At 66.9% G+C, this 20,603-nt stretch carries 22 protein-coding genes; 9 read left to right on the forward strand and 13 right to left on the reverse strand.

From position 1 onward, the window contains the following. The first annotated feature begins 15 nt into the window (after positions 1 to 15). Entirely contained in the window at positions 16 to 1,071 is a 1,056-nt protein-coding gene (locus tag ACFVMC_RS23095; RefSeq protein WP_379213366.1) for a 2Fe-2S iron-sulfur cluster-binding protein, read from the forward strand. Between the two features lie 35 nt (positions 1,072 to 1,106). Here ACFVMC_RS23095 and ACFVMC_RS23100 read toward each other — a convergent pair whose 3' ends face one another. Further along, on the reverse strand, positions 1,107 to 1,883 hold the full coding sequence (locus tag ACFVMC_RS23100) for a DNA alkylation repair protein (protein WP_379213367.1): 777 nt from the start codon (positions 1,881 to 1,883) through the stop codon (positions 1,107 to 1,109). A 243-nt stretch (positions 1,884 to 2,126) separates the two neighbouring features. Here ACFVMC_RS23100 and fusA (ACFVMC_RS23105) point away from each other — a divergent pair, with 243 nt between their 5' ends. The 4 genes from fusA (ACFVMC_RS23105) to ACFVMC_RS23120 all read left to right on the forward strand — a co-directional run bounded on the left by fusA (ACFVMC_RS23105) (position 2,127) and on the right by ACFVMC_RS23120 (position 5,773). Then, positions 2,127 to 4,223, forward strand: coding sequence for an elongation factor G (gene fusA, locus ACFVMC_RS23105; protein ID WP_379213368.1), 2,097 nt, complete (start codon positions 2,127 to 2,129; stop codon positions 4,221 to 4,223). A gap of 131 nt (positions 4,224 to 4,354) precedes the next feature. Further along, complete coding sequence (locus tag ACFVMC_RS23110) at positions 4,355 to 4,618, forward strand: hypothetical protein (RefSeq protein ID WP_379213370.1); 264 nt, start codon at positions 4,355 to 4,357, stop codon at positions 4,616 to 4,618. A 68-nt stretch (positions 4,619 to 4,686) separates the two neighbouring features. Further along, a complete protein-coding gene (locus ACFVMC_RS23115; protein WP_379213372.1) occupies positions 4,687 to 5,502 on the forward strand; it encodes an alpha/beta fold hydrolase in 816 nt (271 codons plus the stop codon). 40 nt (positions 5,503 to 5,542) lie between these two features. Further along, entirely contained in the window at positions 5,543 to 5,773 is a 231-nt protein-coding gene (locus tag ACFVMC_RS23120; RefSeq protein WP_379213374.1) for a hypothetical protein, read from the forward strand. A 2-nt stretch (positions 5,774 to 5,775) separates the two neighbouring features. Here ACFVMC_RS23120 and ACFVMC_RS23125 read toward each other — a convergent pair whose 3' ends face one another. Together ACFVMC_RS23125 and ACFVMC_RS23130 are read right to left on the reverse strand one after the other, a co-directional pair. Further along, positions 5,776 to 6,417 (reverse strand): TetR/AcrR family transcriptional regulator, encoded by a 642-nt coding sequence (locus ACFVMC_RS23125; RefSeq protein WP_379213375.1) that lies wholly within the window; start codon positions 6,415 to 6,417, stop codon positions 5,776 to 5,778. After that, positions 6,417 to 6,773 (reverse strand): SPW repeat protein, encoded by a 357-nt coding sequence (locus tag ACFVMC_RS23130; RefSeq protein WP_379213376.1) that lies wholly within the window; start codon positions 6,771 to 6,773, stop codon positions 6,417 to 6,419. Before ACFVMC_RS23130 ends, ACFVMC_RS23125 begins: the two co-directional genes overlap by 1 nt. 225 nt (positions 6,774 to 6,998) lie before the next feature. On the opposite strand from ACFVMC_RS23130, the gene ACFVMC_RS23135 reads away from it, so the two are divergent. The 3 genes from ACFVMC_RS23135 to ACFVMC_RS23145 all read left to right on the forward strand — a co-directional run bounded on the left by ACFVMC_RS23135 (position 6,999) and on the right by ACFVMC_RS23145 (position 10,650). Next, entirely contained in the window at positions 6,999 to 8,198 is a 1,200-nt protein-coding gene (locus ACFVMC_RS23135) for an NAD(P)/FAD-dependent oxidoreductase (protein ID WP_379213378.1), read from the forward strand. Positions 8,199 to 8,462: 264 nt separating this feature from the next. Beyond that, complete coding sequence (locus tag ACFVMC_RS23140; protein WP_379213380.1) at positions 8,463 to 9,221, forward strand: glutamate racemase; 759 nt, start codon at positions 8,463 to 8,465, stop codon at positions 9,219 to 9,221. A 490-nt stretch (positions 9,222 to 9,711) separates the two neighbouring features. After that, positions 9,712 to 10,650 carry a hypothetical protein gene (locus tag ACFVMC_RS23145; protein ID WP_379213382.1) on the forward strand — a complete coding sequence of 313 codons (939 nt, stop codon included), beginning with the start codon at positions 9,712 to 9,714 and terminating at the stop codon, positions 10,648 to 10,650. Between the two features lie 835 nt (positions 10,651 to 11,485). Here ACFVMC_RS23145 and tuf read toward each other — a convergent pair. The 10 genes from tuf to hppD all read right to left on the reverse strand — a co-directional run bounded on the left by tuf (position 11,486) and on the right by hppD (position 19,940). Next, positions 11,486 to 12,676, reverse strand: a complete 1,191-nt coding sequence (gene tuf, locus ACFVMC_RS23150; RefSeq protein WP_379213384.1) for an elongation factor Tu — start codon at positions 12,674 to 12,676, stop codon at positions 11,486 to 11,488. Between the two features lie 83 nt (positions 12,677 to 12,759). After that, the gene (gene fusA / locus ACFVMC_RS23155) at positions 12,760 to 14,862 is read right to left on the reverse strand and encodes an elongation factor G (protein WP_379213386.1); all 2,103 of its coding nucleotides are present in this window, start codon (positions 14,860 to 14,862) and stop codon (positions 12,760 to 12,762) included. A gap of 162 nt (positions 14,863 to 15,024) precedes the next feature. Further along, positions 15,025 to 15,495 (reverse strand): 30S ribosomal protein S7, encoded by a 471-nt coding sequence (rpsG, locus tag ACFVMC_RS23160; RefSeq protein ID WP_357308557.1) that lies wholly within the window; start codon positions 15,493 to 15,495, stop codon positions 15,025 to 15,027. Position 15,496: 1 nt separating this feature from the next. Beyond that, on the reverse strand, positions 15,497 to 15,871 hold the full coding sequence (gene rpsL, locus ACFVMC_RS23165) for a 30S ribosomal protein S12 (protein ID WP_014353064.1): 375 nt from the start codon (positions 15,869 to 15,871) through the stop codon (positions 15,497 to 15,499). A 266-nt stretch (positions 15,872 to 16,137) separates the two neighbouring features. Next, positions 16,138 to 16,671 (reverse strand): DUF3558 domain-containing protein, encoded by a 534-nt coding sequence (locus ACFVMC_RS23170; protein ID WP_379213388.1) that lies wholly within the window; start codon positions 16,669 to 16,671, stop codon positions 16,138 to 16,140. Between the two features lie 11 nt (positions 16,672 to 16,682). Next, positions 16,683 to 17,207, reverse strand: a complete 525-nt coding sequence (locus ACFVMC_RS23175; protein WP_379213390.1) for a DUF3558 domain-containing protein — start codon at positions 17,205 to 17,207, stop codon at positions 16,683 to 16,685. Between the two features lie 95 nt (positions 17,208 to 17,302). Then, a complete protein-coding gene (locus tag ACFVMC_RS23180) occupies positions 17,303 to 17,665 on the reverse strand; it encodes a hypothetical protein (protein ID WP_379213392.1) in 363 nt (120 codons plus the stop codon). A 97-nt stretch (positions 17,666 to 17,762) separates the two neighbouring features. Continuing rightward, the gene (locus ACFVMC_RS23185) at positions 17,763 to 18,260 is read right to left on the reverse strand and encodes a hypothetical protein (protein ID WP_379213393.1); all 498 of its coding nucleotides are present in this window, start codon (positions 18,258 to 18,260) and stop codon (positions 17,763 to 17,765) included. Positions 18,261 to 18,462: 202 nt separating this feature from the next. Then, positions 18,463 to 18,654: a hypothetical protein gene (locus ACFVMC_RS23190; RefSeq protein ID WP_379213395.1), complete on the reverse strand. Its 192-nt coding sequence runs from the start codon at positions 18,652 to 18,654 to the stop codon at positions 18,463 to 18,465. Positions 18,655 to 18,761: 107 nt separating this feature from the next. Next, entirely contained in the window at positions 18,762 to 19,940 is a 1,179-nt protein-coding gene (gene hppD, locus ACFVMC_RS23195; RefSeq protein ID WP_379213397.1) for a 4-hydroxyphenylpyruvate dioxygenase, read from the reverse strand. Positions 19,941 to 20,078: 138 nt separating this feature from the next. Here hppD and ACFVMC_RS23200 point away from each other — a divergent pair, with 138 nt between their 5' ends. Continuing rightward, on the forward strand, positions 20,079 to 20,603 hold the full coding sequence (locus ACFVMC_RS23200; RefSeq protein WP_379213399.1) for an Lrp/AsnC family transcriptional regulator: 525 nt from the start codon (positions 20,079 to 20,081) through the stop codon (positions 20,601 to 20,603).

Below are 20,603 nucleotides of genomic sequence, written 5' to 3' on the forward strand. Positions count from 1 at the left end.
GTTCGAGAGGCAGCGATGACTACGGTCGAAGTTCCCCACGGCTCCCGATCCGTCGTGCTGCGGGTCGCCGCGGTGATCGCGGAGACCAGCGACAGCTGTTCGCTGGTCTTCGACGTTCCCGAGGAATCGCGCGCGAAGTTCGACTACAAGCCGGGCCAGTTCCTGACCCTGCGTGTGCCGAGCGACCAGACCGGCTCGGTGGCGCGCTGCTACTCGCTGGCCAGCTCGCCCTACACCGACGACAAGCCGAAGGTCACCGTCAAGCGCACCGAGGGCGGGTACGGATCGAACTGGCTGTGCGACAACGTCAAAGCCGGTGACCAGCTCGAAGTGCTGCCGCCCTCCGGCGTTTTCACGCCCCGCGACCTCGACGAGGACCTGCTGCTGTTCGGCGCGGGCAGCGGCATCACGCCGGTCATGTCGATCCTGAAATCGGCGCTGGCCCGCGGCAACGGCCGCATCGTGCTGGTGTACGCCAACCGGGATCCGCACTCGGTGATCTTCGCCGACGAACTGCGCGAACTCTCCGACAAGCACGCCGGGCGGCTCACCGTGATCCACTGGCTCGAGCACCTGCAGGGCCTGCCTTCGGTCGAAGGACTGGCCACGCTGGTTCGGCCCTACACCGCCTACGAATCGTTCATGTGCGGGCCGAAACCGTTCATGGACCGGGTGCACGACGCGCTCGCCCAGCTCGACGTGCCGCGCAACCGCACCCACGCCGAGGTGTTCAACTCCCTGGCCGGAGACCCGTTCGCCGATCAGGCGCCGGTCGAGGTCTCCGACGAGGAGGCCGCCGACGCCGCGACCGTCGAGGTGGAACTCGACGGCGAGGTGCACCAGCTGGCCTGGCCGCGCAAGCAGACCCTGGTCGACATCATGCTCGCCAAGGGTCTGGATGTGCCCTACTCCTGCCAGGAGGGCGAATGCGGGTCCTGCGCCTGCACCGTGCTCGAGGGCAAGGTCGAGATGGAGAACGCGGAGATCCTCGATCCCGAGGACATCGAGAACGGCTACATCCTCGGCTGCCAGGCGCGGCCGGTGACCGACCACCTGAAGATCCAGTTCTAGTGTCGATTTGCGGTGTTCACGACGCCCCTACATGGTTACGCTGCGCTGCCGCCTCCGGGCGCTGAGCTCACACCGCGGCGCGACCGGTAGTGCGCCCGCTGGTCGGGCGTCAGGTGCTCGGTCGCGTAACTCAGTGCGGTGCGGCCCATCCGGGCCGCGTTCCGGTCCAGGAACCCGAGCAGCAGCAGGCGGTCGACCCGCTTGCCGACCTCCCGCAGCATCCAGCCGACCGCCTTCTGGATCAGGTCGCGCCGGTCGTCGAGCAGGAGTTCGGCGAGTTCGAAGGTGGTCGAAGGGTCACCGGCCTTGATGAAGGCGAAGGTGCTGAGCACCGCGACTCGGCGTTCCCACAGGGACTCCGAGCGAGCCAGCTCGATCAGCAGATCCCGGGGCCGGTCCAGTAGCCACGGGCCGACGATGTGCTCGGCGGAGCTGTCCACCAGATCCCAGTTGTTGACCCGGCCGCGGCGCACCGCGTCCAGGTAGAAGCGCACCATCTCCTCCTGCGCGGCCACATCCAGCGTGCGCGGCTTGCTCGCCCGGGCGAAGCGGGCATTGAGGATCACCAGTCCGGCCAGGCGTTCCTCGTGCACCGGGCTGTCCAGCAACTCACCGATCCCGGGCAGCGGGAGCGCCGAGAAGCGTTTGGCGACCGCGCGGGTCGCGGGCACGCGCACCCCGAGGAACACATCGCCCGCGCCGTACTCGCCCGGCCCGGTCTTGAAGAAACGTTGCAGGTGGATCGCGTCGGCGGGATCGGCGACCTCCGCCAGCGCCGCCCGGACCCGCGCGGCGGTCGGTGCTTCGGTCACGGGGTCCTCCCGGCGGTCGATGACGTGGTCGAGAACGAAACCACATTATTCGCTCGACAGCGGCGCGGGCCGCGAGTAGACATGGGGTCATGGTTACAGCACGTCCGCATTCGCGGTAAGCACGGCAGGTCCTCTCGCAGGCGCTGTCGCAGCGCCGCCGACCTACCGCTCGTGCCGTCCCCCGGAACGCCTCAACCGGCGAGCGTCCACCGACGAATCCAGTTGACGGAGTGGGGGATTCCCATGACACGCGCTATGACCACCGACCTGGGCCGAGTCCGCAATATCGGCATCATGGCCCACATCGATGCGGGCAAGACCACGACCACCGAACGCATCCTGTTCTACACCGGCGTCACCTACAAGCTCGGCGAGGTGCACGACGGCACCACCGCCATGGACAAGATGGCGCAGGAGCAGGAGCACGGCATCACCATCGCCGCCGCGGCCACCACCTGTTTCTGGCACGACACCCAGATCACCATCCTGGACACCCCGGGCCATGTCGACTTCACCGTCGAGGTGGAACGGTCGCTGCGCGTACTCGACGGCGCGGTCGCGGTCTTCGACGCCAAGGAGGGTGTCGAGCCGCAGTCCGAGCAGGTGTGGCGGCAGGCCGACCGATACGACGTACCCCGGATCTGTTTCGTCAACAAGATGGACAAGCTCGGTGCGGATTTCTTCTTCACCGTGCGGACCATCGAGGAGCGCCTGGGCGCGAAACCCCTTGTGGTGCAACTACCCATCGGTGCCGAGGACGGCTTCGAGGGCGTCGTCGACCTGATCGGGATGCGTGCTCTGCGCTGGCGCGGCGACACCGAACTCGGGCAGCGCTACGAGATCACCGAGATCCCGGAGCAGCTGCGCGAACTCGCCGCGCGCTACCGGCGCGACCTGCTGGAAACCGTCGCCGAATCCGACGAGGCGCTGCTGGAGAAGTACTTCGGCGGCGGCGAATTGACGGTGGCGGAGATCAAGGGCGCGATCCGGCGGCTGACGGTGCGTTCGGCGGCCTATCCGGTGCTGTGCGGGTCGGCGTTCAAGAACAAGGGCGTGCAGCCGCTGCTGGACGCGGTGGTCGACTATCTGCCCTCGCCCTTGGACGCCGAAGTCGCGGAAGGCTATTCGCCCGACGACGAACAGACTGTGCTGCGTCGCCCACCGGAGGTCACCGCGCCGTTCGCGGCGCTGGCGTTCAAGGTGTCGGCGCATCCGTTCTTCGGCAAACTCACCTACCTGCGCGTGTACTCCGGCCGCGCCGCCGCCGGCACCGCGGTCGTCAACGCGACCAGAGGACGAAAGGAGCGCCTGGGCAAGCTGTTCCAGATGCACTCGAACACCGAGCACCCCATCGCGGAGGCATCGGCCGGGCAGATCTGCGCCGTCATCGGACTGAAGGACACCACCACCGGTGACACCCTGTGCGACCCGCACGCGCAGATCGTGCTCGAATCGATGACCTTCCCGGAGCCGGTCATCCAGGTGGCCATCGAACCCAGCACCCGCTCCGACCAGGAGCTGCTGGGCACGGCCATCGCCCGGCTCGCCGAGGAGGACCCGACCTTCTCGGTGCGGGTGGACCCGGAGACCGGGCAGACCGTCATCGGCGGCATGGGCGAACTGCACCTCGAGATCCTGATCGACCGCATGCGGCGGGAGTTCCGGGTCGCGGCCGCGGTCGGCAAGCCGCAGGTGGCCTACCGCGAGACCATCACCGCCGCCGTGGACCGGCACGAGTACACCCATCGCAAACAGCAGGGTGGCCGTGGCCAGTTCGCGAAGGTGGTGCTCGCGGTCGAGCCGTTCGCCGGCGCGGACGGCGCGGTGTACGAGTTCGAGAGCCGGGTCGTCGGCGGACGGGTGCCGAAGGAATACGTGCCCGCGGTCGACGCCGGTGCGCAGGACGCCCTGCGTACCGGGGTGCTCGCCGGATATCCGATGGTGAATGTGCGGGTGGCGCTGCTCGACGGCGCCGCGCACGTACAGGATTCGTCGGATCTGGCGTTCCGGGCCGCGGGTGCGCAGGCGGTGCGGCAGGCCGTCGCTCGCGCGCGCCCGGCCCTGCTGGAGCCGATCATGGCCGTCGAGGTCGTCACCCCGGAGGAATACCTGGGTGAGGTCATCGGCGATCTGAATTCCCGGCGCGGGCACATCCGCTCGATGGTCCAGCGCAAAGGCGCCCGTGTCGTCCAGGCGCTGGTGCCGCTGCGGGAAATGTTCGGCTACATCGGAGATTTGCGGTCCAAGACCCAGGGCCGGGCGAACTACGCCATGGTCTTCGACTCGTATGCACAGGTCCCGGCGGCGCTGGCGGCCGAGATCAGCGCTGCGGCACGCTGAGCAACCGGACAGCACCGTCGCCCGAGCGGCGGCGGTGCTGCCTGCGGTGTCCGCGCGTGTCGCGGATACGTGTCGCCGTGACGCCCCGATACTCCGGCTATCGCATCGCCGCGAGGAAGGACACGAACACCATGGCGAACACAGGTCGCTGCCCGGAATGCGGGCACGACGGCACCCCGATCCTCTACGGGCTGCCGATCACCAAGGCACGGGTCATGGCCATGCTCGGTCATATCCGACTAGGCGGCTGCGTGGTATCCGCCGACGACCCGCACTGGGAGTGCGGTAACTGCCGGCACTCGTGGCAGGACTCGGCGGGTGCGGCGCGGGCGCTGGCGGCGATCTTCGCCCGGCCCGCGGGCGAAAGCGGCGCCGCCCGTCGAATCGGCGGGTGAGCGGCGCTGGTTTGTCGGTGCTCGCCCGTAGGCTCGGACTCAGTACTACATAGCGTAGGAGGAATCCGATGAGCCGAACCACCCGCACCGCCGATCTCGACGTCACCGAAGGCCGCCTGAAGCACGGAATGCCCTATCTCGCACTGGGTTCCGGACAACCCCTGGTGTTCCTGCGCTGGTTCACCGCCGACCACGCCAACCCGACCGGCTGGATGCGCAGCGCCGAACTCAAAACCCTTGCGCCACTGGCTCGCAACTTCCGCGTCTACGCGGTCGGGCGCGCGCCCGATATGGCCGCGGGCACCACCATGGCCGACATCGCGACCGAGCACGCCGACGCGCTGCACGCCGAATTCGGCGGCGCCGTAGACGTTCTCGGCGTGTCCTCCGGCGGCTCGATCGCCCTGCAACTCGCGGCCGATCACCCCGCCGCGGTGCGCAGGCTCGTCATCGCGTCCTCGGGCTACCGGCTCGAACGCGCCGCGTCCGCCGCCCAGGTCGCCTACGGCGAAGCGGCTGCCCGCGGCGACCGCGCCCTGCACCACATGGCCTCGGCCGGATTTGCCAATCCACTGGTGGCTCGCCTCGCCGCCGCCGGCATGTGGCTACTGGATCCGCTGGCCCGGCCCAAGAACCCCGCCGACACCCTGGCCTTCGTCCGCGCCGAGGACGCCTTCGACCTCGACGGCCGCCTCGCCGACATCCAGGCGCCCACCCTGGTCGTCGGCGGCGAACGCGACGGCTTCTACCCGGCGGCCAACTTCCGCCACACCGCGGACGGAATCCCCCACTCGCACTTGGTCATCTACCCCGGTGCCAGCCACATGGGTGCGGTCAAACACGCGCGTTTCGCCCCCGACGTCACCGATTTCCTCACTCGGTAGGGCACACCGGGATCAGCACCACTCGGTGCACACTGGACGGATGGCCGAACACGCGAGCTGTCCCCGGTGCGGCGCCGACGGCGTCCCGATCATCTACGGGTTCCCGTCGGCCGCGGTCATGCGCAAGGTCGAGGCCGGGCAGGCTCGCATGGGCGGATGCGTCATCACGGGCAGCGAACCGCGCTGGGCCTGCCCGGCCTGCGACCAGCGTTGGCGCACCGGCGACCAGGCAGCACGCACGGACACCCCGGAGCTCCGGCGGCCTCGGTGAGTTCAGCCCAGCTGAGTCATCCCGGCGGCGACCACCTGCGCGATATTGAGCACCTCGTCGGCGGGTGGGAGCGACACCCCGTCCAGCGCCTGTAGCCGATCGGTGCTCGCGACCGCGAACATCGCCGACACCCACGCTGTCGCACAGGCTTTCAGCGTGCCCGGCCGCACCTTGGTGGGGGCGCTCGCCTCCAGCACCCGGGCGGTCACCTCCAGCAGTTGATCCCGCAGCCGCCGCAGCTGGCGGCGCACATCCGGATGGGTATCGGCCTCGCGCCACATGATCACCCGCAGCACCGAGGAGTGGTGATCACGCAGGTTCAACGCGGCATCCAGGTTGACCAGGCTGGCGGCGGGATCACCCGGCGCCACCACCGTGCCGATGTCCTCGATCGGCTGCGCGGGCACGCGTTCGGACATCAGAGCCGAGAGGATCGCGTCCTTGGTCGGGAAGTAGTAGAAGACAAGACCTTTGGGCACGCTCGCCGCGGCCGCGATCGCGGCCGTCGGGGTCGCGTCGAAACCCTGTGCCGCGAACAGCTTTTCGGCGGCATCCAAAATGAGTTGCCGGGCGTCACCGTCGACTTTCGCGCTACGGCGGCGCCCGGCCCGATCCCCGCGTCGCGGGGGTTTCGGCATGTGCATCAGTGATGCGGAACCATGCTGTGCAGCCGACTCGACACCGTCGGCAGCGCCGCCACGGCGACCACTACCGTCGCCAGCCCGACTACCCATGCCGTCCAGGATGCGCCGAAGTAGTCGGTGAAGTCCAACACCCACGGCGAAACGAACAGCAGCGCGCCGAACAGCGCCATGGCGTAGTCGAGCGCGGACATGGACGCGCGGTAGATCTGCGCCAGACCGGTCAGCGCGATCAGCGCGCCGAGCACGACCAGCGCCCAGAAGGCGTTGTCGTTGGTCGCGACCCAGAGCGTGGACAGTGCGGCGAAGACGCCGAGGACGACGGCCAGCCCGTCCTGTGCACGGCTATCGGTGAACATGATGTGCCTCCTGAAGGCGTCGAATGTGTTCGTACCTCCCGGTATAGACCTGATTGACCGCCCGATCAATAGTCGTGCCGACCCGTGTCCGCACCGACATCCATATGTGACAGCGCACACAAGCCAGGAAAACCAAGCAACCGTTAGGGTGAGCGGGTGGACAGTTGCGAAGGCATGGTCGCGTCGGCGGCCCACCCCGTCCCGGCATCGGAAAGGTAGGGCCGCATGACAGCGCCGATCGTGATCGTCGGAGCCGGGCTCGCCGGATTGCGCACCGCCGAGGAACTACGCCGCGCGGGCTTCGCCGGCGACATAGTCCTGGTCGGCGAAGAAGCCCGGCTGCCCTATGACCGCCCACCCCTGTCCAAACAGTTCGTGCGCGGCGAAACCGACGACACCACCCTGCGGCCCGCCGAATTCTTCGACGAGAACCAGATCGAACTGCGGCTCGCGACCAACGCGGTCGGCGTGGACACCACAGCGCGGCAGGTGCGGCTGTCCGACGGCAGCACACTCGAATACGACCAGCTCGTCATCGCGACCGGACTACGTCCACGTCGCCTGCCCGGGCTACCCGACCTCGCGGGCGTGCACGTCCTGCGCGACCACGCCGATGCCAGCGCGCTGCGCGCGGAACTCGGCGCGGCCCGCAAAGCACTCGTCGTCGGCGCGGGCTTCATCGGCTGCGAGATCGCCGCCAGCTTCCGAGCCTGCGGCGTCGACGTCGTCCTCATCGAACCGCAGCCGACACCGCTGGCCTCCGTGCTCGGCGAACCCGTCGGCGCGCTCGTCGCGCGCATGCACCGCGCCGAAGGCGTCGACCTGCGCTGCGACACCGGCCTGGACACCTTCCTTGCCGACGACAACGGCCGCGTCCGCGGCGCCCGGCTCTCCGACGGCACCGAGATCGCCGCCGACCTCGTCGTCATCGGCGTCGGCTCCCGGCCCGTCACCGACTGGCTCGCCGACTCCGGCATCGAACTCGCCGCTCCCGCGGCCGGCGGCGGCGTGCTCACCGACGCGGTCGGCCGCACCCGCACCGAACACGTCTGGGCCCTCGGCGACGTCGCCGCCTGGCTGCACGACACCGGCCACCGCAAACGCGTCGAACACTGGACCAACGCCGGCGAACAAGCCAAACTCCTCACCTGCGCCCTCCTCGGCCTCGCCGCCCCCACCGCCACCCAGGTCCCCTATTTCTGGAGCGACCAGTACGAGGTGAAAATCCAGGCCCTCGGCACCCCGAACGCCGCCGACGACATCACCATCGTCAGCGACGACGGGCGGAAATTCCTCGCCTACTACTCCCAGGACGGGATCCTGACCGGCGTCGTCGGTGCCGGGTTGACCGGAAAGGTCATGAAAACACGCGCCAAGCTGGCCAACCGGACACCGGTCAGCGAGCTGCTCGCGCCCGCGAACTGAGGGCGCGCGGGTCGCCTCGCCGTTCCCGCTGGTACCTCCCACCAGCAGGTGGCCATGCGGCAGGCAGCGCAGCCGTTTCAGATGTCACCGAATCCGTAGCTCGTGCACTTGGGCTGTGCGGGAATTGGGCCGCGGCGATTCGGCACGGGAAGCGTTTCCTGCCGGGCGATGTGGTCCATGTGGCGGGCTCGGTGTGGTCGACGGTTACGGGAACGCTAAGGCTGCGATGGGGGTGGTGGGCGGACGCTGTAATACGGTGGTCGGGTGATCGTCGCGCTCATCGATTCCGGGTTGGGGCTGCTACCGACGGCCGCGTGGCTGCGCAAGCTGCGGCCCGAGGTCGATCTGCTGCTGCAATCCGATCCGGACGGCGCGCCCTGGGGGCCGAAACCGGAACCGTGGGTGATCGACCGGGTCGTCTCGGCGGCCCGCGATTCGCTGCGCCTGGGCGCACAGGTCATCGTGCTGCCCTGCAATACGGCGAGCGTCACCGCGCTCGAGCACGTACGTGCCGAAGTCGGGCCCGACGTGCCGGTGGTCGGTACCGTCCCCGCGATCAAACCCGCTGCCGCCGTATGCAACTCGGTCGCGGTGTGGGCAACCGCCGCCACGACGGCCAGCAAGTATCAAGCCGATCTGATCACCCGATTCGCGGGTGACGCGAAAGTCGTGGGCGTCGCCTGCCACGGGCTGGCCGACGCCATCGACCGCGGTGACCTGGCCGCCGCCAAGGAATCCATCGCCCGCGCCGCCGAACAGTCACCCGCCGACGTCGAAGGCGTCGTCCTCGGCTGCACCCACTACCCGCTGGTCATCGACGAGATCATCGCGGCCCTCCCACCCGGCGTCCGCCTCTTCGACAGCGCCGAAGCCGTAGCCGCCCAAACCCTCCGCCGCCTCGACAGCCTCGCGCTGCCCCCGGGCACCGGTACCGTCACCGTCCGCACCAGCGGCCGCCCCGGCATCCTCCCCACCTCCGCCGCCCAATTCGAACCCGGTCGGCTGCTGGGCGCAACCCTCTGAAAATCCACAACCATCCACAGGCAGGTTGGGGAACCCCGACCGGGCTCGAGAAATCCTGTCGCAGAACGTCACCCGCCATATCAGCTCGGCGTCGATCCATCAGCGCACCATCCGGCGCCACGGCCTGACCGGAACCAAACACCCCTGCCGGCCCGAATCCACACCTCGCGTGGAGCCCAGACGCCCAGTCGGCAGCGGTTTCGGGTGCTCCACCATTTCCCCCGGGACGACTCCGAGCATCGTCGCCGTGTCTTACCCGCAGCCACGAGCTCGCTCAATGATGGTGCAGTTGACTGATCAAGGACCAAGTGCTGTGAATCCGCAAGTCCGGCGGATTCGAACTTCTTCCGAAGTCACCTCACCACGAGCCTGGCTCACATCTAGATCTGTTGCACAACAGCGTAATTCGAGGTTATCCACAGGATTGAAGTTATCCACAGGTAGGTGGTTTTCGTGAGGTGGCTGCCTGCGCACGGCGCATCATTGCGCAATGGCCGATGAATTGTTGCTTCGCAAGACCGCGCTGGCACGAGGATTGACCGACTACGACTTGCGGCGGGCATGTGCCGCCGGTCGCCTGACACGGCTGCGCCCCGGGGCCTACGCCCACGCGGACGCTCCCGCCGACCCCCATGCGCGACACCGGCTAGCGGTCCGCGCGGCCAGCGCGGTGCTGGGCGACGGCGTCGTGATCAGCCATCAGTCGGCTGCCGTGTTGCACGGGTTGCCGCTCCTGCATCCCCCCGGCCGCCAGGTGCACGCGACCGTCAACCGCGCCACCGGTGGCCGTTTGACGAAAAGCCTGCACCTGCACAGCACACCGTTCGACGACGACGAGGTCATGACCATCGATGGCCTGCTGGTGACAACTCCCGCCCGCACCATCGCCGACCTCGCCCGCACCCTCTCGTTCACCGCCGCGGTCGTGACCGGCGATCCCGCGATGCGCAACCACGGTCTGTCCGCCGACCAGCTGCTGACTCAACTGGATCGGTGGAGCCGTCGCCGCGGCCTGTCCCAGGCCCGCCAGGCGATCCTCTTCATGGATCCGCGCAGCGAAAGCCCCGGCGAATCCCGCAGCCGGGTCGCCATGCACCACGCCTGCCTTCCCAAACCCGAACTCCAGACCGAAATACACAGCGTGCAGGGCCATCTCATCGCCCGAGTCGACTTCTTCCTCCCGCAATACAACGTCATCGGCGAATACGACGGCCGCTGCAAATACGGCCGCCTGCTCGCCCCGGAGCAATCCCCCGGCGACGCCGTCTACAGCGAAGAACTCCGCGAAGACACCCTCCGCGACCTCGGCGCCCAATTCGTCCGCTGGACCACCGCCGACCTGAACGACTTCACCACAACCGCCGCCCGCTGGCGCCGAGCAATAGTCCGCGGCGCCACCGCCCCACCCCCACGCTGGCAAATCCTCTGATCCCACCCACCATCCGCACGCCCACCCCAGGGCCGCGCGGATCTTCAAACTCCTACCCCCAGCACGCTGGGCGGCTGCGGTTGGAAGCGGGCTGGGCACATCTGCACCGTCCTCACCCAGCGCCCCACTTCACAACCACTTCCGCCACACCACCCACCCCACAGCACAAGCAAACTCGCCACCATCGTTGTGATCACGCGAGCACACCTGTGAACACACAGCTACAGACCCGTTCGCCGCGCACGGCTGGATAGTCCGGTGGGCCAACTACTCGCAGCTCAGGCGAACTGCATGCCGCGGCAGAACCCTCGGTGGCGCAAATGTGCGAGCGGATGTCGAACTTGCCTTGTCGGAGTTGCCTGTGCCACCGGCATTCTTGCCTCACCACACCCACCATCGCAGCAGTGAGCTCACCAGCATCGCCGTGTCGAACCGAACGGCCCTGTGGAGCACCGACAGCTGCTGGGGTCGCCGCGCTCTGCCGGAAAGTCCTGCGGCCGACCAGAACGGAACCCCTACGGCCTGAAGCTGGCACTGCACAGGTACTTTCGCCACGCCGCCCCACCTCAACCTGCAAGCGACCTCGCCACCATCCCTGTGATGACGTGAGCAAGCTTGTGGGCGCATAGCTGCCGGGTTCGCCGCACTCGGCTGGACACTCGCAGCCGGCGGAAACGCCTCGGGCATGCGTCATTCCGTACTCGCGGCGAGCTGAGCAGGTGACGTCAGTCGGGTGGCTGGTGGAGGGGCGGGGAACGCCGAACGGCGCCGCTCCCGGAGGAGCGACGCCGTTCGGTGTCAGCCAGCTAGTGCTGGGAGATGTTGCGGGGCAACGTCACTTGAGGATCTTGGTGACGCGGCCGGCGCCGACGGTGCGGCCACCTTCGCGGATCGCGAAACGCAGGCCCTCGTCCATGGCGACCGGCTGGATCAGCTTGACGGTCATCTCGGTGTTGTCACCGGGCATGACCATCTCGGTGCCCTCGGGGAGGGTCACAACGCCCGTCACGTCAGTCGTACGGAAGTAGAACTGCGGACGGTAGTTGTTGAAGAACGGGGTGTGGCGGCCACCCTCGTCCTTGGACAGGATGTAGGCCTGGCCCTCGAACTCGGTGTGCGGGGTGGTGGTGCCCGGCTTCACGATGACCTGGCCACGCTCGACATCTTCGCGCTTGATACCACGAACCAGCAGACCGACGTTGTCACCGGCCTGGCCCTGGTCGAGCAGCTTGCGGAACATCTCGATACCGGTGACCGTGGTCTTGGTCTTCTCCGGACGGATGCCGACGATCTCGACTTCCTCGTTCACGTTGATGATGCCGCGCTCGACACGACCGGTGACGACGGTGCCACGACCGGTGATGGTGAACACGTCCTCGACCGGCATCAGGAACGGCTTGTCGGTCTCACGCACCGGGTCCGGGATGGACTCGTCGACGGCGTTCATGAGCTCGAGCACCGAGTCGACCCACTTCTGGTCGCCCTCGAGCGCCTTCAGGCCCGAGACGCGGACGACGGGGGCGTCCTCGTCGAACTCCTGCGAGGCCAGCAGCTCGCGGACCTCCATCTCGACGAGCTCGAGGATTTCCTCGTCGTCGACCATGTCCGACTTGTTCAGCGCGACCAGGATGTAGGGCACGCCGACCTGACGGGCGAGCAGCACGTGCTCGCGGGTCTGCGGCATCGGGCCGTCGGTGGCGGCGACCACGAGGATGGCGCCGTCCATCTGCGCCGCACCGGTGATCATGTTCTTGATGTAGTCAGCGTGACCCGGGGCGTCGACGTGCGCGTAGTGGCGCTTCTCCGTCTGGTACTCGACGTGGGAGATGTTGATCGTGATACCACGAGCCTTCTCCTCCGGCGCCTTGTCGATCTGATCGAAGGCCGAGGCCTCGTTCAGGTCCGGGTACTTGTCAGCCAGCACCTTGGTGATCGCTGCGGTCAGCGTGGTCTTGCCGTGGTCGACGTGACCGATGGTGCCGATGTTGACGTGCGGCTTCGTCCGCTCGAACTTCGCCTTCGCCACTGTGGTGTCCTCCTGGACTTGTTGGTGCGTGCGTTTGCAGCAGTGCGGTTATTACTGGGGGTCGTACTGACGCCCGGCAGGTATTACTCGCCGGTCGCCTTGGCGATGATCTCCTTCGACACGTTGGCCGGAACCTCCGCGTACGAATCGAACACCATGGAGTAGTTCGCTCGGCCCTGGGTCTTCGACCGCAGGTCACCGATGTAGCCGAACATCTCCGAGAGCGGAACCAGCGCCTTGACGACACGGGCACCACTGCGTTCCTCCATGGCCTGGATCTGGCCACGGCGGGAGTTCAGGTCGCCGATCACATCGCCCATGTAGTCCTCGGGCGTGGTGACCTCGACCGCCATCAGCGGTTCGAGGATCACCGGACCGGCCTTGCGGGCCGCTTCCTTGAGGGCCTGCGAGCCGGCGATCTTGAAGGCCATTTCCGACGAGTCGACGTCGTGGTAAGCGCCGTCGAGCAGGGTGACCTTCAGGTTCACCAGCGGGTATCCCGCGAGCACACCGTACTGCATGGCGTCCTGCGCGCCCGCGTCCACCGAGGGGATGTACTCGCGCGGAACGCGGCCACCGGTGACCTTGTTCTCGAACTCGTAGGTCGCGCCGTCTTCGCCGACGAACGGCTCGAGGGCGATGATGACCTTCGCGAACTGGCCCGAACCACCGGTCTGCTTCTTGTGGGTGAATTCGAGCTTCTCGACCGGGCGGGTGATCGTCTCGCGGTAGGCCACCTGCGGCTTACCGACGTTCGCCTCGACCTTGAATTCGCGCTTCATCCGGTCGACGAGGATGTCGAGGTGGAGCTCGCCCATGCCGCCGATGACGGTCTGGCCGGTCTCCTGGTCGAGCTTGACCGAGAAGGTCGGGTCCTCTTCGGAGAGGCGCTGGATCGCGGTGCCCAGCTTCTCCTGGTCGGACTTCGTCTTGGGCTCGATCGAGACCTCGATGACCGGGTCCGGGAAGGTCATGGACTCGAGCACGATCTGGTTCTGCGGATCGCACAGGGTGTCGCCGGTGGTGGTGTCCTTCAGACCGATCACGGCGTAGATGTGACCAGCCGAGGCAGCCGGAACCGGGTTCTCCTTGTTGGAGTGCATCTGGAACAGCTTGCCCAGACGCTCCTTCTTGCCCTTGGTCGAGTTGATGACCTGGGCGCCGGAGTCGACCTTGCCGGAGTACACGCGGACGTAGGTCAGCTTGCCGAAGAAGGGGTGCACGGCGATCTTGAACGCCAGCGCCGCGAACGGCTCGTCGGCCGACGGCTTGCGGGTGAGGATTTCCTCTTCCTTGCCGGGGACGTGGCCGGTGGTGGCCTCGACGTCCAGCGGCGAGGGCAGGTAGTCGATGACCGCGTCGAGCATGGGCTGCACGCCCTTGTTCTTGAACGCGGAACCACACAGCACCGGGTACAGCTCGGAGTTGACCGTCATCTTGCGGATGGCGCCCTTGATCTCGGAGATCGAGAGCTCCTCGCCGCCGAAGAACTTCTCCAGCAGCGCCTCGTCGGACTCGGCGACGGTCTCCAGCAGCTCCTGGCGGTACTGCTCGGCCTTCTCCTTGAGATCGGCCGGGATCTCCTCGACCTCGTACTTCTCGCCGAGCTTGGTCTCGCCCTTCCAGACCTTCGCGTTCATCTCGACCAGGTCGACGATGCCCTCGAAGGTGTCCTCGGCACCGATCGGCAGCTGGATGACCAGCGGCTTCGCGCCCAGGCGGTCCTTGATGGTCTGCACGGTGAAGTAGAAGTCCGCACCGAGCTTGTCCATCTTGTTGACGAAGCAGATGCGCGGGACGTCGTACTTGTCGGCCTGACGCCACACCTGCTCGGACTGCGGCTCGACACCCTCTTTGCCGTCGAACACGGCGACGGCGCCGTCGAGCACGCGCAGCGAACGCTCGACCTCGACGGTGAAGTCGACGTGGCCGGGGGTATCGATGATGTTGATCTGGTTGTCGTTCCAGAAGCACGTGGTCGCGGCGGAGGTGATGGTGATACCACGCTCCTGCTCCTGCTCCATCCAGTCCATGGTGGCGGCGCCATCGTGGACTTCACCGATCTTGTAGGTGATACCGGTGTAGAAGAGGATGCGTTCAGTTGTGGTCGTCTTGCCCGCGTCGATGTGGGCCATGATGCCGATGTTGCGGACCTTGTTCAGGTCGGTGAGCACGTCCTGTGCCACGGAAATCTTCCCCGCTCTGCTTGTCGTAGATCAGCGTGTTGGGATCTTCGGGTGTCGGACCTTGGTCAGGTCCACTATGTCAACGTCGGGAACGGCACCGAAGTGCCGCCCCCGACAGTGACTACCTTCCGGCCCCCACACGAGCGACGGGCCGGGCGGCAATCACCAGCGGTAGTGCGCGAAGGCCCGGTTGGACTCGGCCATCTTGTGGGTGTCTTCGCGACGCTTGACCGAGGCGCCGAGGCCGTTGCTGGCGTCCAGCAGCTCGTTGGCCAGGCGTTCGATCATGGTCTTCTCGCGACGGGCGCGAGAGAAGTTGACCAGCCAGCGCAGCGCCAGGGTGTTGGCGCGGCCCGGACGGACCTCCACCGGCACCTGGTAGGTGGCGCCACCGACACGGCGGGGCTTGACCTCCAGCGAGGGCTTGACGTTGTCCAGCGCGCGCTTGAGAGTGACGACCGGATCGGTGCCGGTCTTCTCGCGCGCCTGCTCCAGCGCGCCGTAGACGATGCGCTCGGCGGTGGACTTCTTGCCGTCCAGCAGGATCTTGTTGACCAGCTGAGTGACCAGCGGCGAACCGTAGACCGGGTCGTTGATCAGCGGACGCTTGGGTGCGGGGCCCTTGCGTGGCATATCAGCTCTTCTCCTTCTTGGCGCCGTAGCGGCTGCGGGCCTGCTTGCGGTTCTTCACACCCTGGGTGTCGAGGGAGCCGCGGATGATCTTGTAGCGCACACCGGGGAGGTCCTTCACACGACCGCCGCGCACGAGCACCATCGAGTGCTCCTGCAGGTTGTGGCCTTCACCCGGGATGTACGCCGTGACCTCGACCGCGCTGGTCAGGCGAACACGCGCGACCTTACGCAGCGCGGAGTTCGGCTTCTTCGGGGTCGTGGTGTACACGCGGGTGCACACGCCACGACGCTGCGGGCTCCCCTTGAGGGCCGCGGTCTTGGTCTTGGCGACCTTGTCGCGGCGACCCTTGCGGACCAGCTGGTTGATGGTTGGCATAGACCGGCTTTCCTTGTTTTTTGTCTAACGCGGTGTCTGGAACTTCATGTCTTTGTGGTTCGAGCTATCGAACTCGCACGTCCGTCCACGTTTCTCGCGTCCCGAGGTCGGGCGTGTCGCGCTTCGAACACTACCCTGTTTCCGGGCATGCCGGAGAGGTCGGCCGCTTTCGCTGGCTTACGTCGAATCACGAACTTGCCCGCATGCTTGCAGGCACAGCGGTCCACGATACCCGTGACCTCGAGAGAGGTGCAAAACGGGTCGGATTATCGGGCCAGATTCAGGGTCTGTTCGAGGAGTTGCCGTCCCGCCGCGCACGGATCGGAATGAGAGGTGCCGGGCCGGTAGTTGATCCACCAGCCGATGACGCCGGTATCGGCGGCGCTGGCGGTGAGGCCGCAGGAGTCCGCGTCGTTCGGGCGCCGGATCTCCATCGCCTGCGAACCGGCGACCGTGACGTTGGTCGCACTGTAGCCGAGCTTGTTGATCGTCTGCCGCTCGACGCTCAGCGAACCGTTCTCGTACCAGTTCAATGTGACCATCGCGCTGCCCACATTCCACATGCAGACCGCGCCGACGAACGAGCTGACGGCCTGGTAGCCCCCGCCGAGCGCTTTGGCGATCTCGGTCGGGGACACCACATCACACTCGCGAAGCAGCTTGTCGAAGTTCACGTTGAACGTGGAGCCCGAGCCGGCGGGCCGCGCCGCGCCGGGGACGGTCTGCCCGCATCCGGCCGCTCCCAGCACCAAGGCCCCGCAGGCGATCGCCGAGAGCAAGGGCCGGGCTACCCGAGCCATAGCGCGGCTGGTCACTGCAGCCGCTGCAGTGTCAGCACGGACAGATCTCGCGCCACATCGCACGCGCCGCGAGCCGAATCCAGCGGTACCACGGTCGACCATTCGAAGAAGTCGTCCCCGAGCTGCACCGCGAAATCGCAAACCTCGCCCCTGTCCTCCATCGCGGAAGACGCGAACCCGCTGCGCCCATCCACTGTGATCGACTCGGTGATCCGCTCCTTGGACTCCACCCACGCCCGCTCGCGTTCGATCGGGCTGCCCCGGTAGGACGCGAAGGTCGCCCCCGCGGAACCAGGCGCGCCGGACCGGAACTGGCAACCGACCGCGTTCCGGTAGATCTGGGACACCTGCGCGTAGCCGCCGATTCGGCGGACCTCCTCCTCGTTGACATTGCCGCATTCCCCGACGAACGGGCCCAGCGCCGCGACCTTGCGCGGCTGTCGGGTCGTGGGTTCGGAATCGGAATCACCGGATCCGCAGCCGGACAGGGCCACCACCATGGCCAGTCCGGTCAGAATCGCCGACAGGATGCGCATGTCGAGAACTCTACCGGCGCAGCCAGTTCACGGCCGTCTCGCACGGCAGCGGGCCCGCACCGGTGATCTACCGATGCGGGCCCGACAGCCGGTCTTCACAGTGGCGCGGCGAGACCCGCGAACACCCCGAACCCCAGGGGCAGCAGGAGCGCGAGGCGCGCATACCGCGCCGGCCAGCTCGCGCGCCGTCGCACGAAAGTGCTGAGCGCCGCCGCCACGATCCCGAACGCCGCGGCGTAGACGAGGACGTCGTCGCCATCCATCCGGGCGTCGCGCGCGATGAAGGCGGTCAGGATCGCGGCTGCGCCGAAGAACGCGGCGCCGTACAGCGCGTCGCGCGGCGACAGTACCGTGATTTCACGATTCCGATTCCGCCACAGTTGAAAACACGCTATCGCGACAATGACGAGTTCCCCGATCGCCGCGACCGTGAAAATCGCCTGGAATAAATTCTGCATAAGTCACCCTCCGCAGATGATCAGGAATTCTGCCCGCTCCAGAATCACCCAGGGGCTTGTATCGGGTGAGCCCGTACAAGCCCCTGGGATCGTCGGATCAGAAGCAGTTCTCGGCGACGCCGCCCAACTGGAAGATCTCGAGGGCCAGCGCACCCGCGCCGGCCGCGGCCTGATCGAAGGTCTCACGCATCGCGTCACCGATCGACTTCCGCTCACGCAGCACCTTGTTGCGCAGGATCCGGATCGCGTTCGCCGCGCCGCCGATCGCCTTGATCGCGGCCTTCACCTTCAGGACCTTGGCGATGAACACGGCATTGGCGCCGATCGCCAGTGCGAGATGACCCGCACACTTGCCCAGATTGAAATCGACCATGGCGGTGTCGTTCACCTGAATGGCCTCGACGGCGCGGATGAAGTTCTCGGCCCGGGTCAGATCCTGCTCTTGGGTGATGATCGGCGTCAGCAAGGGCCCGAAGCTCGTCAGCACGACATCGGCCTGACGCGGCGCGGCGGACGCGACAGCGGCGCTCTCCACACCGGCGGCGATGGTCGCAGCAACCAGGACACCGGCAATAATCGACTTACGAACCCTCATTTGATTTCTTTCTTTCGAGCCGTGCACTCCGGCACAACTTTCCGTGATCACAATTCCGGCGACTACCTGCCGGAACGTTCTGATCACAAAGTTATGGCAAGCTCGACTGCGCCACAATAGATTTGGACTGCCACCCTGGTGGCCGAATTGGCAGACAAATGATGGAACCGATCGGCCCGCGAATACGTCGCGGGTAGCGAGGCTACTCGGGGGGCCCGGACCTGAGCCGACGCCAGCGGCTGTAGAGCCCGGCGGCCCAGACCACGGCCGCGAGGATCAGGACGCCCCACCACCACGGCGCGGTCTCATCGCGGACAGCCAGGACTACCGCGCCGCCGATGAGCAGCACGAAAACGACCGAATCCCAGACCAAGGCGCGCGGTTGCTTCGACATCGTCTCCCCCTGGACCTACCTGGTGGGCAGCGACGACCCCGTCGCCGCTGCCCACTGTACTCCTCCACGGGCCTGAACTGCCCGGCACCACAAGGGATATGGCCGCCTCACAGATTGCCGCGGGCGGCCTGTTCGCGCTCGATGGCCTGGAACAACGCCTTGAAGTTACCCTTGCCGAAACCGAGGGAACCGTGCCGTTCGATGAGCTCGAAGAAGACGGTGGGGCGGTCGGTGAGCGGTTTGGTGAAAATCTGGAGCAGGTAGCCGTCCTCGTCGCGATCGACCAGGATGCCGCGGCGCTGCAACTCCTCGACCGGGACCCGCACGTGGCCGATGCGGGCGCGCAGCTCGGGATCGGAGTAGTAGGTGTCGGGAGTTTCCAGGAACTCGACGCCTTCACGACGCAGGGCATCGACACAGCTCAGGATGTCATTGGTGGCCAAGGCGATGTGCTGGACGCCGGGACCGCGGTAGAAGTCGAGATACTCGTCGATCTGGGAGCGCTTCTTGCTCACCGCCGGTTCGTTCAGCGGGAACTTCACCCGATGGTTGCCATTGGCCACCACCTTGCTCATCAGCGCCGAATACTCGGTGGCGATATCGTCACCGACGAACTCGGCCATGTTCGTGAAACCCATGACGCGCCGGTAGAACTCGACCCACTCGTCCATCTTGCCGAGCTCCACATTGCCGACCACGTGATCGATGGCCTGGAACAGGCGGGCCGGGCGACCGGCGCGCGGCTCGTAGCCGGACTCGCGGGCGACGAATCCGGGCAGATACGGGCCGTCGTAACGGGACCGGTCGACCAGGGTGTGGCGGGTCTCGCCGTAGGTGGCGATGGCCGCGACGCGGACGGTGCCGAATTCGTCGGTGTCGTCGTGAGGTTCGACCAGGATGGTGGCGCCCTGCCGGCGGGCCTGCTCGACACAGCGGTCCACGTCGGGCACCTCGAGCGCGATATCGACGATGCCGTCACCGTGCCGGTCGTGATGACCGACCAGCGGGCTGTCCGGATCGACCGCGCCCGTGATGACGAAACGGGCCGCGCCACTGCGCAATACGTATGCCTTGTGATCCCGATTGCCGGTCTCGGGCCCGGAGTAGGCCTCGAGCCGCATTCCGAACGCCGACTGCAGGAAGTGGGCGCTCTGGGTGGCGTTGCCGACCACCCAGACCAGGGCGTCCCAACCGGTGACCGGGAACGGATCGACGCTGGTGTCGTGGTCGACAAGTCCGACGAGGCCGCGCAGCTCACCGTCGGTTGGAAGGTGCTCGATGGTCATGTCACCTAGAAAACGACGTCCCACACCGGTAGGCAACAGCGACATTTTTCTATAGACACTGTGGCGAATTCGGCTAGCTGGAGCTCCTTGATGCTGGACAATTTGAATAGCACAGGCTGTACACCTAGGAGGCCGCACATGCCCCGCACACCGGCGAAGCTGGATGAGCTCGATCTCGCCATTCTCACCGCCATGCACGAGTACCAGAAGGCGGGGATTCTGGAGCTGTCCCGCCGCACCCGCGTCGCCCGGGCCACGGTGCAGTCACGGATCGGGCGGATGGAGGAGTCCGGCGTCATCGCCTCCTACGATCCGCAGATCGATGTCACCGCGGCGGGTTTCGACGTGCAGGCGTTCGTCACGCTGGAGATCGCGCAGGGCGCGCTCGATCTGGTCGCGGCCGAACTGGACGCGATTCCCGGCGTGCTCGAGGCCTACGCGACCACCGGCTCCGGGGATGTGCTGTGCCGGATCGGGGCCGATTCGCACGCCGGTCTGCAAACCGTGCTGCTCAGTATCGATCGGACCAGCTCGGTGGTGCGCTCGCACAGCGTCATCGTGCTCTCGACCGTGGTGCCGCGCCGCACACTGCCGCTACTGCGCACCCTGACGCCGACGCACAGCAGCAAAGCGCCCGCCTACCGGGACGCGCACGACCGCTGA

Source organism: Nocardia sp. NPDC127579, from assembly GCF_042672005.1.
Lineage (GTDB): Bacteria > Actinomycetota > Actinomycetes > Mycobacteriales > Mycobacteriaceae > Nocardia.

Bases quoted from the DNA above. Each gene is read 5' to 3' on its own strand.
- ACFVMC_RS23095 (WP_379213366.1), top strand. From the start codon at position 16: ATGACTACGGTCGAAGTTCCCCACGGCTCCCGATCCGTCGTGCTGCGG.
- fusA (WP_379213368.1), top strand. From the start codon at position 2,127: ATGACACGCGCTATGACCACCGACCTGGGCCGAGTCCGCAATATCGGC.
- ACFVMC_RS23110 (WP_379213370.1), top strand. From the start codon at position 4,355: ATGGCGAACACAGGTCGCTGCCCGGAATGCGGGCACGACGGCACCCCG.
- ACFVMC_RS23115 (WP_379213372.1), top strand. From the start codon at position 4,687: ATGAGCCGAACCACCCGCACCGCCGATCTCGACGTCACCGAAGGCCGC.
- ACFVMC_RS23120 (WP_379213374.1), top strand. From the start codon at position 5,543: ATGGCCGAACACGCGAGCTGTCCCCGGTGCGGCGCCGACGGCGTCCCG.
- ACFVMC_RS23125 (WP_379213375.1), bottom strand. From the start codon at position 6,417: ATGCACATGCCGAAACCCCCGCGACGCGGGGATCGGGCCGGGCGCCGC.
- ACFVMC_RS23130 (WP_379213376.1), bottom strand. From the start codon at position 6,773: ATGTTCACCGATAGCCGTGCACAGGACGGGCTGGCCGTCGTCCTCGGC.
- ACFVMC_RS23135 (WP_379213378.1), top strand. From the start codon at position 6,999: ATGACAGCGCCGATCGTGATCGTCGGAGCCGGGCTCGCCGGATTGCGC.
- ACFVMC_RS23145 (WP_379213382.1), top strand. From the start codon at position 9,712: ATGGCCGATGAATTGTTGCTTCGCAAGACCGCGCTGGCACGAGGATTG.
- rpsG (WP_357308557.1), bottom strand. From the start codon at position 15,495: ATGCCACGCAAGGGCCCCGCACCCAAGCGTCCGCTGATCAACGACCCG.
- rpsL (WP_014353064.1), bottom strand. From the start codon at position 15,871: ATGCCAACCATCAACCAGCTGGTCCGCAAGGGTCGCCGCGACAAGGTC.
- ACFVMC_RS23170 (WP_379213388.1), bottom strand. From the start codon at position 16,671: ATGGCTCGGGTAGCCCGGCCCTTGCTCTCGGCGATCGCCTGCGGGGCC.
- ACFVMC_RS23175 (WP_379213390.1), bottom strand. From the start codon at position 17,207: ATGCGCATCCTGTCGGCGATTCTGACCGGACTGGCCATGGTGGTGGCC.
- ACFVMC_RS23180 (WP_379213392.1), bottom strand. From the start codon at position 17,665: ATGCAGAATTTATTCCAGGCGATTTTCACGGTCGCGGCGATCGGGGAA.
- ACFVMC_RS23185 (WP_379213393.1), bottom strand. From the start codon at position 18,260: ATGAGGGTTCGTAAGTCGATTATTGCCGGTGTCCTGGTTGCTGCGACC.
- ACFVMC_RS23190 (WP_379213395.1), bottom strand. From the start codon at position 18,654: ATGTCGAAGCAACCGCGCGCCTTGGTCTGGGATTCGGTCGTTTTCGTG.
- hppD (WP_379213397.1), bottom strand. From the start codon at position 19,940: ATGACCATCGAGCACCTTCCAACCGACGGTGAGCTGCGCGGCCTCGTC.
- ACFVMC_RS23200 (WP_379213399.1), top strand. From the start codon at position 20,079: ATGCCCCGCACACCGGCGAAGCTGGATGAGCTCGATCTCGCCATTCTC.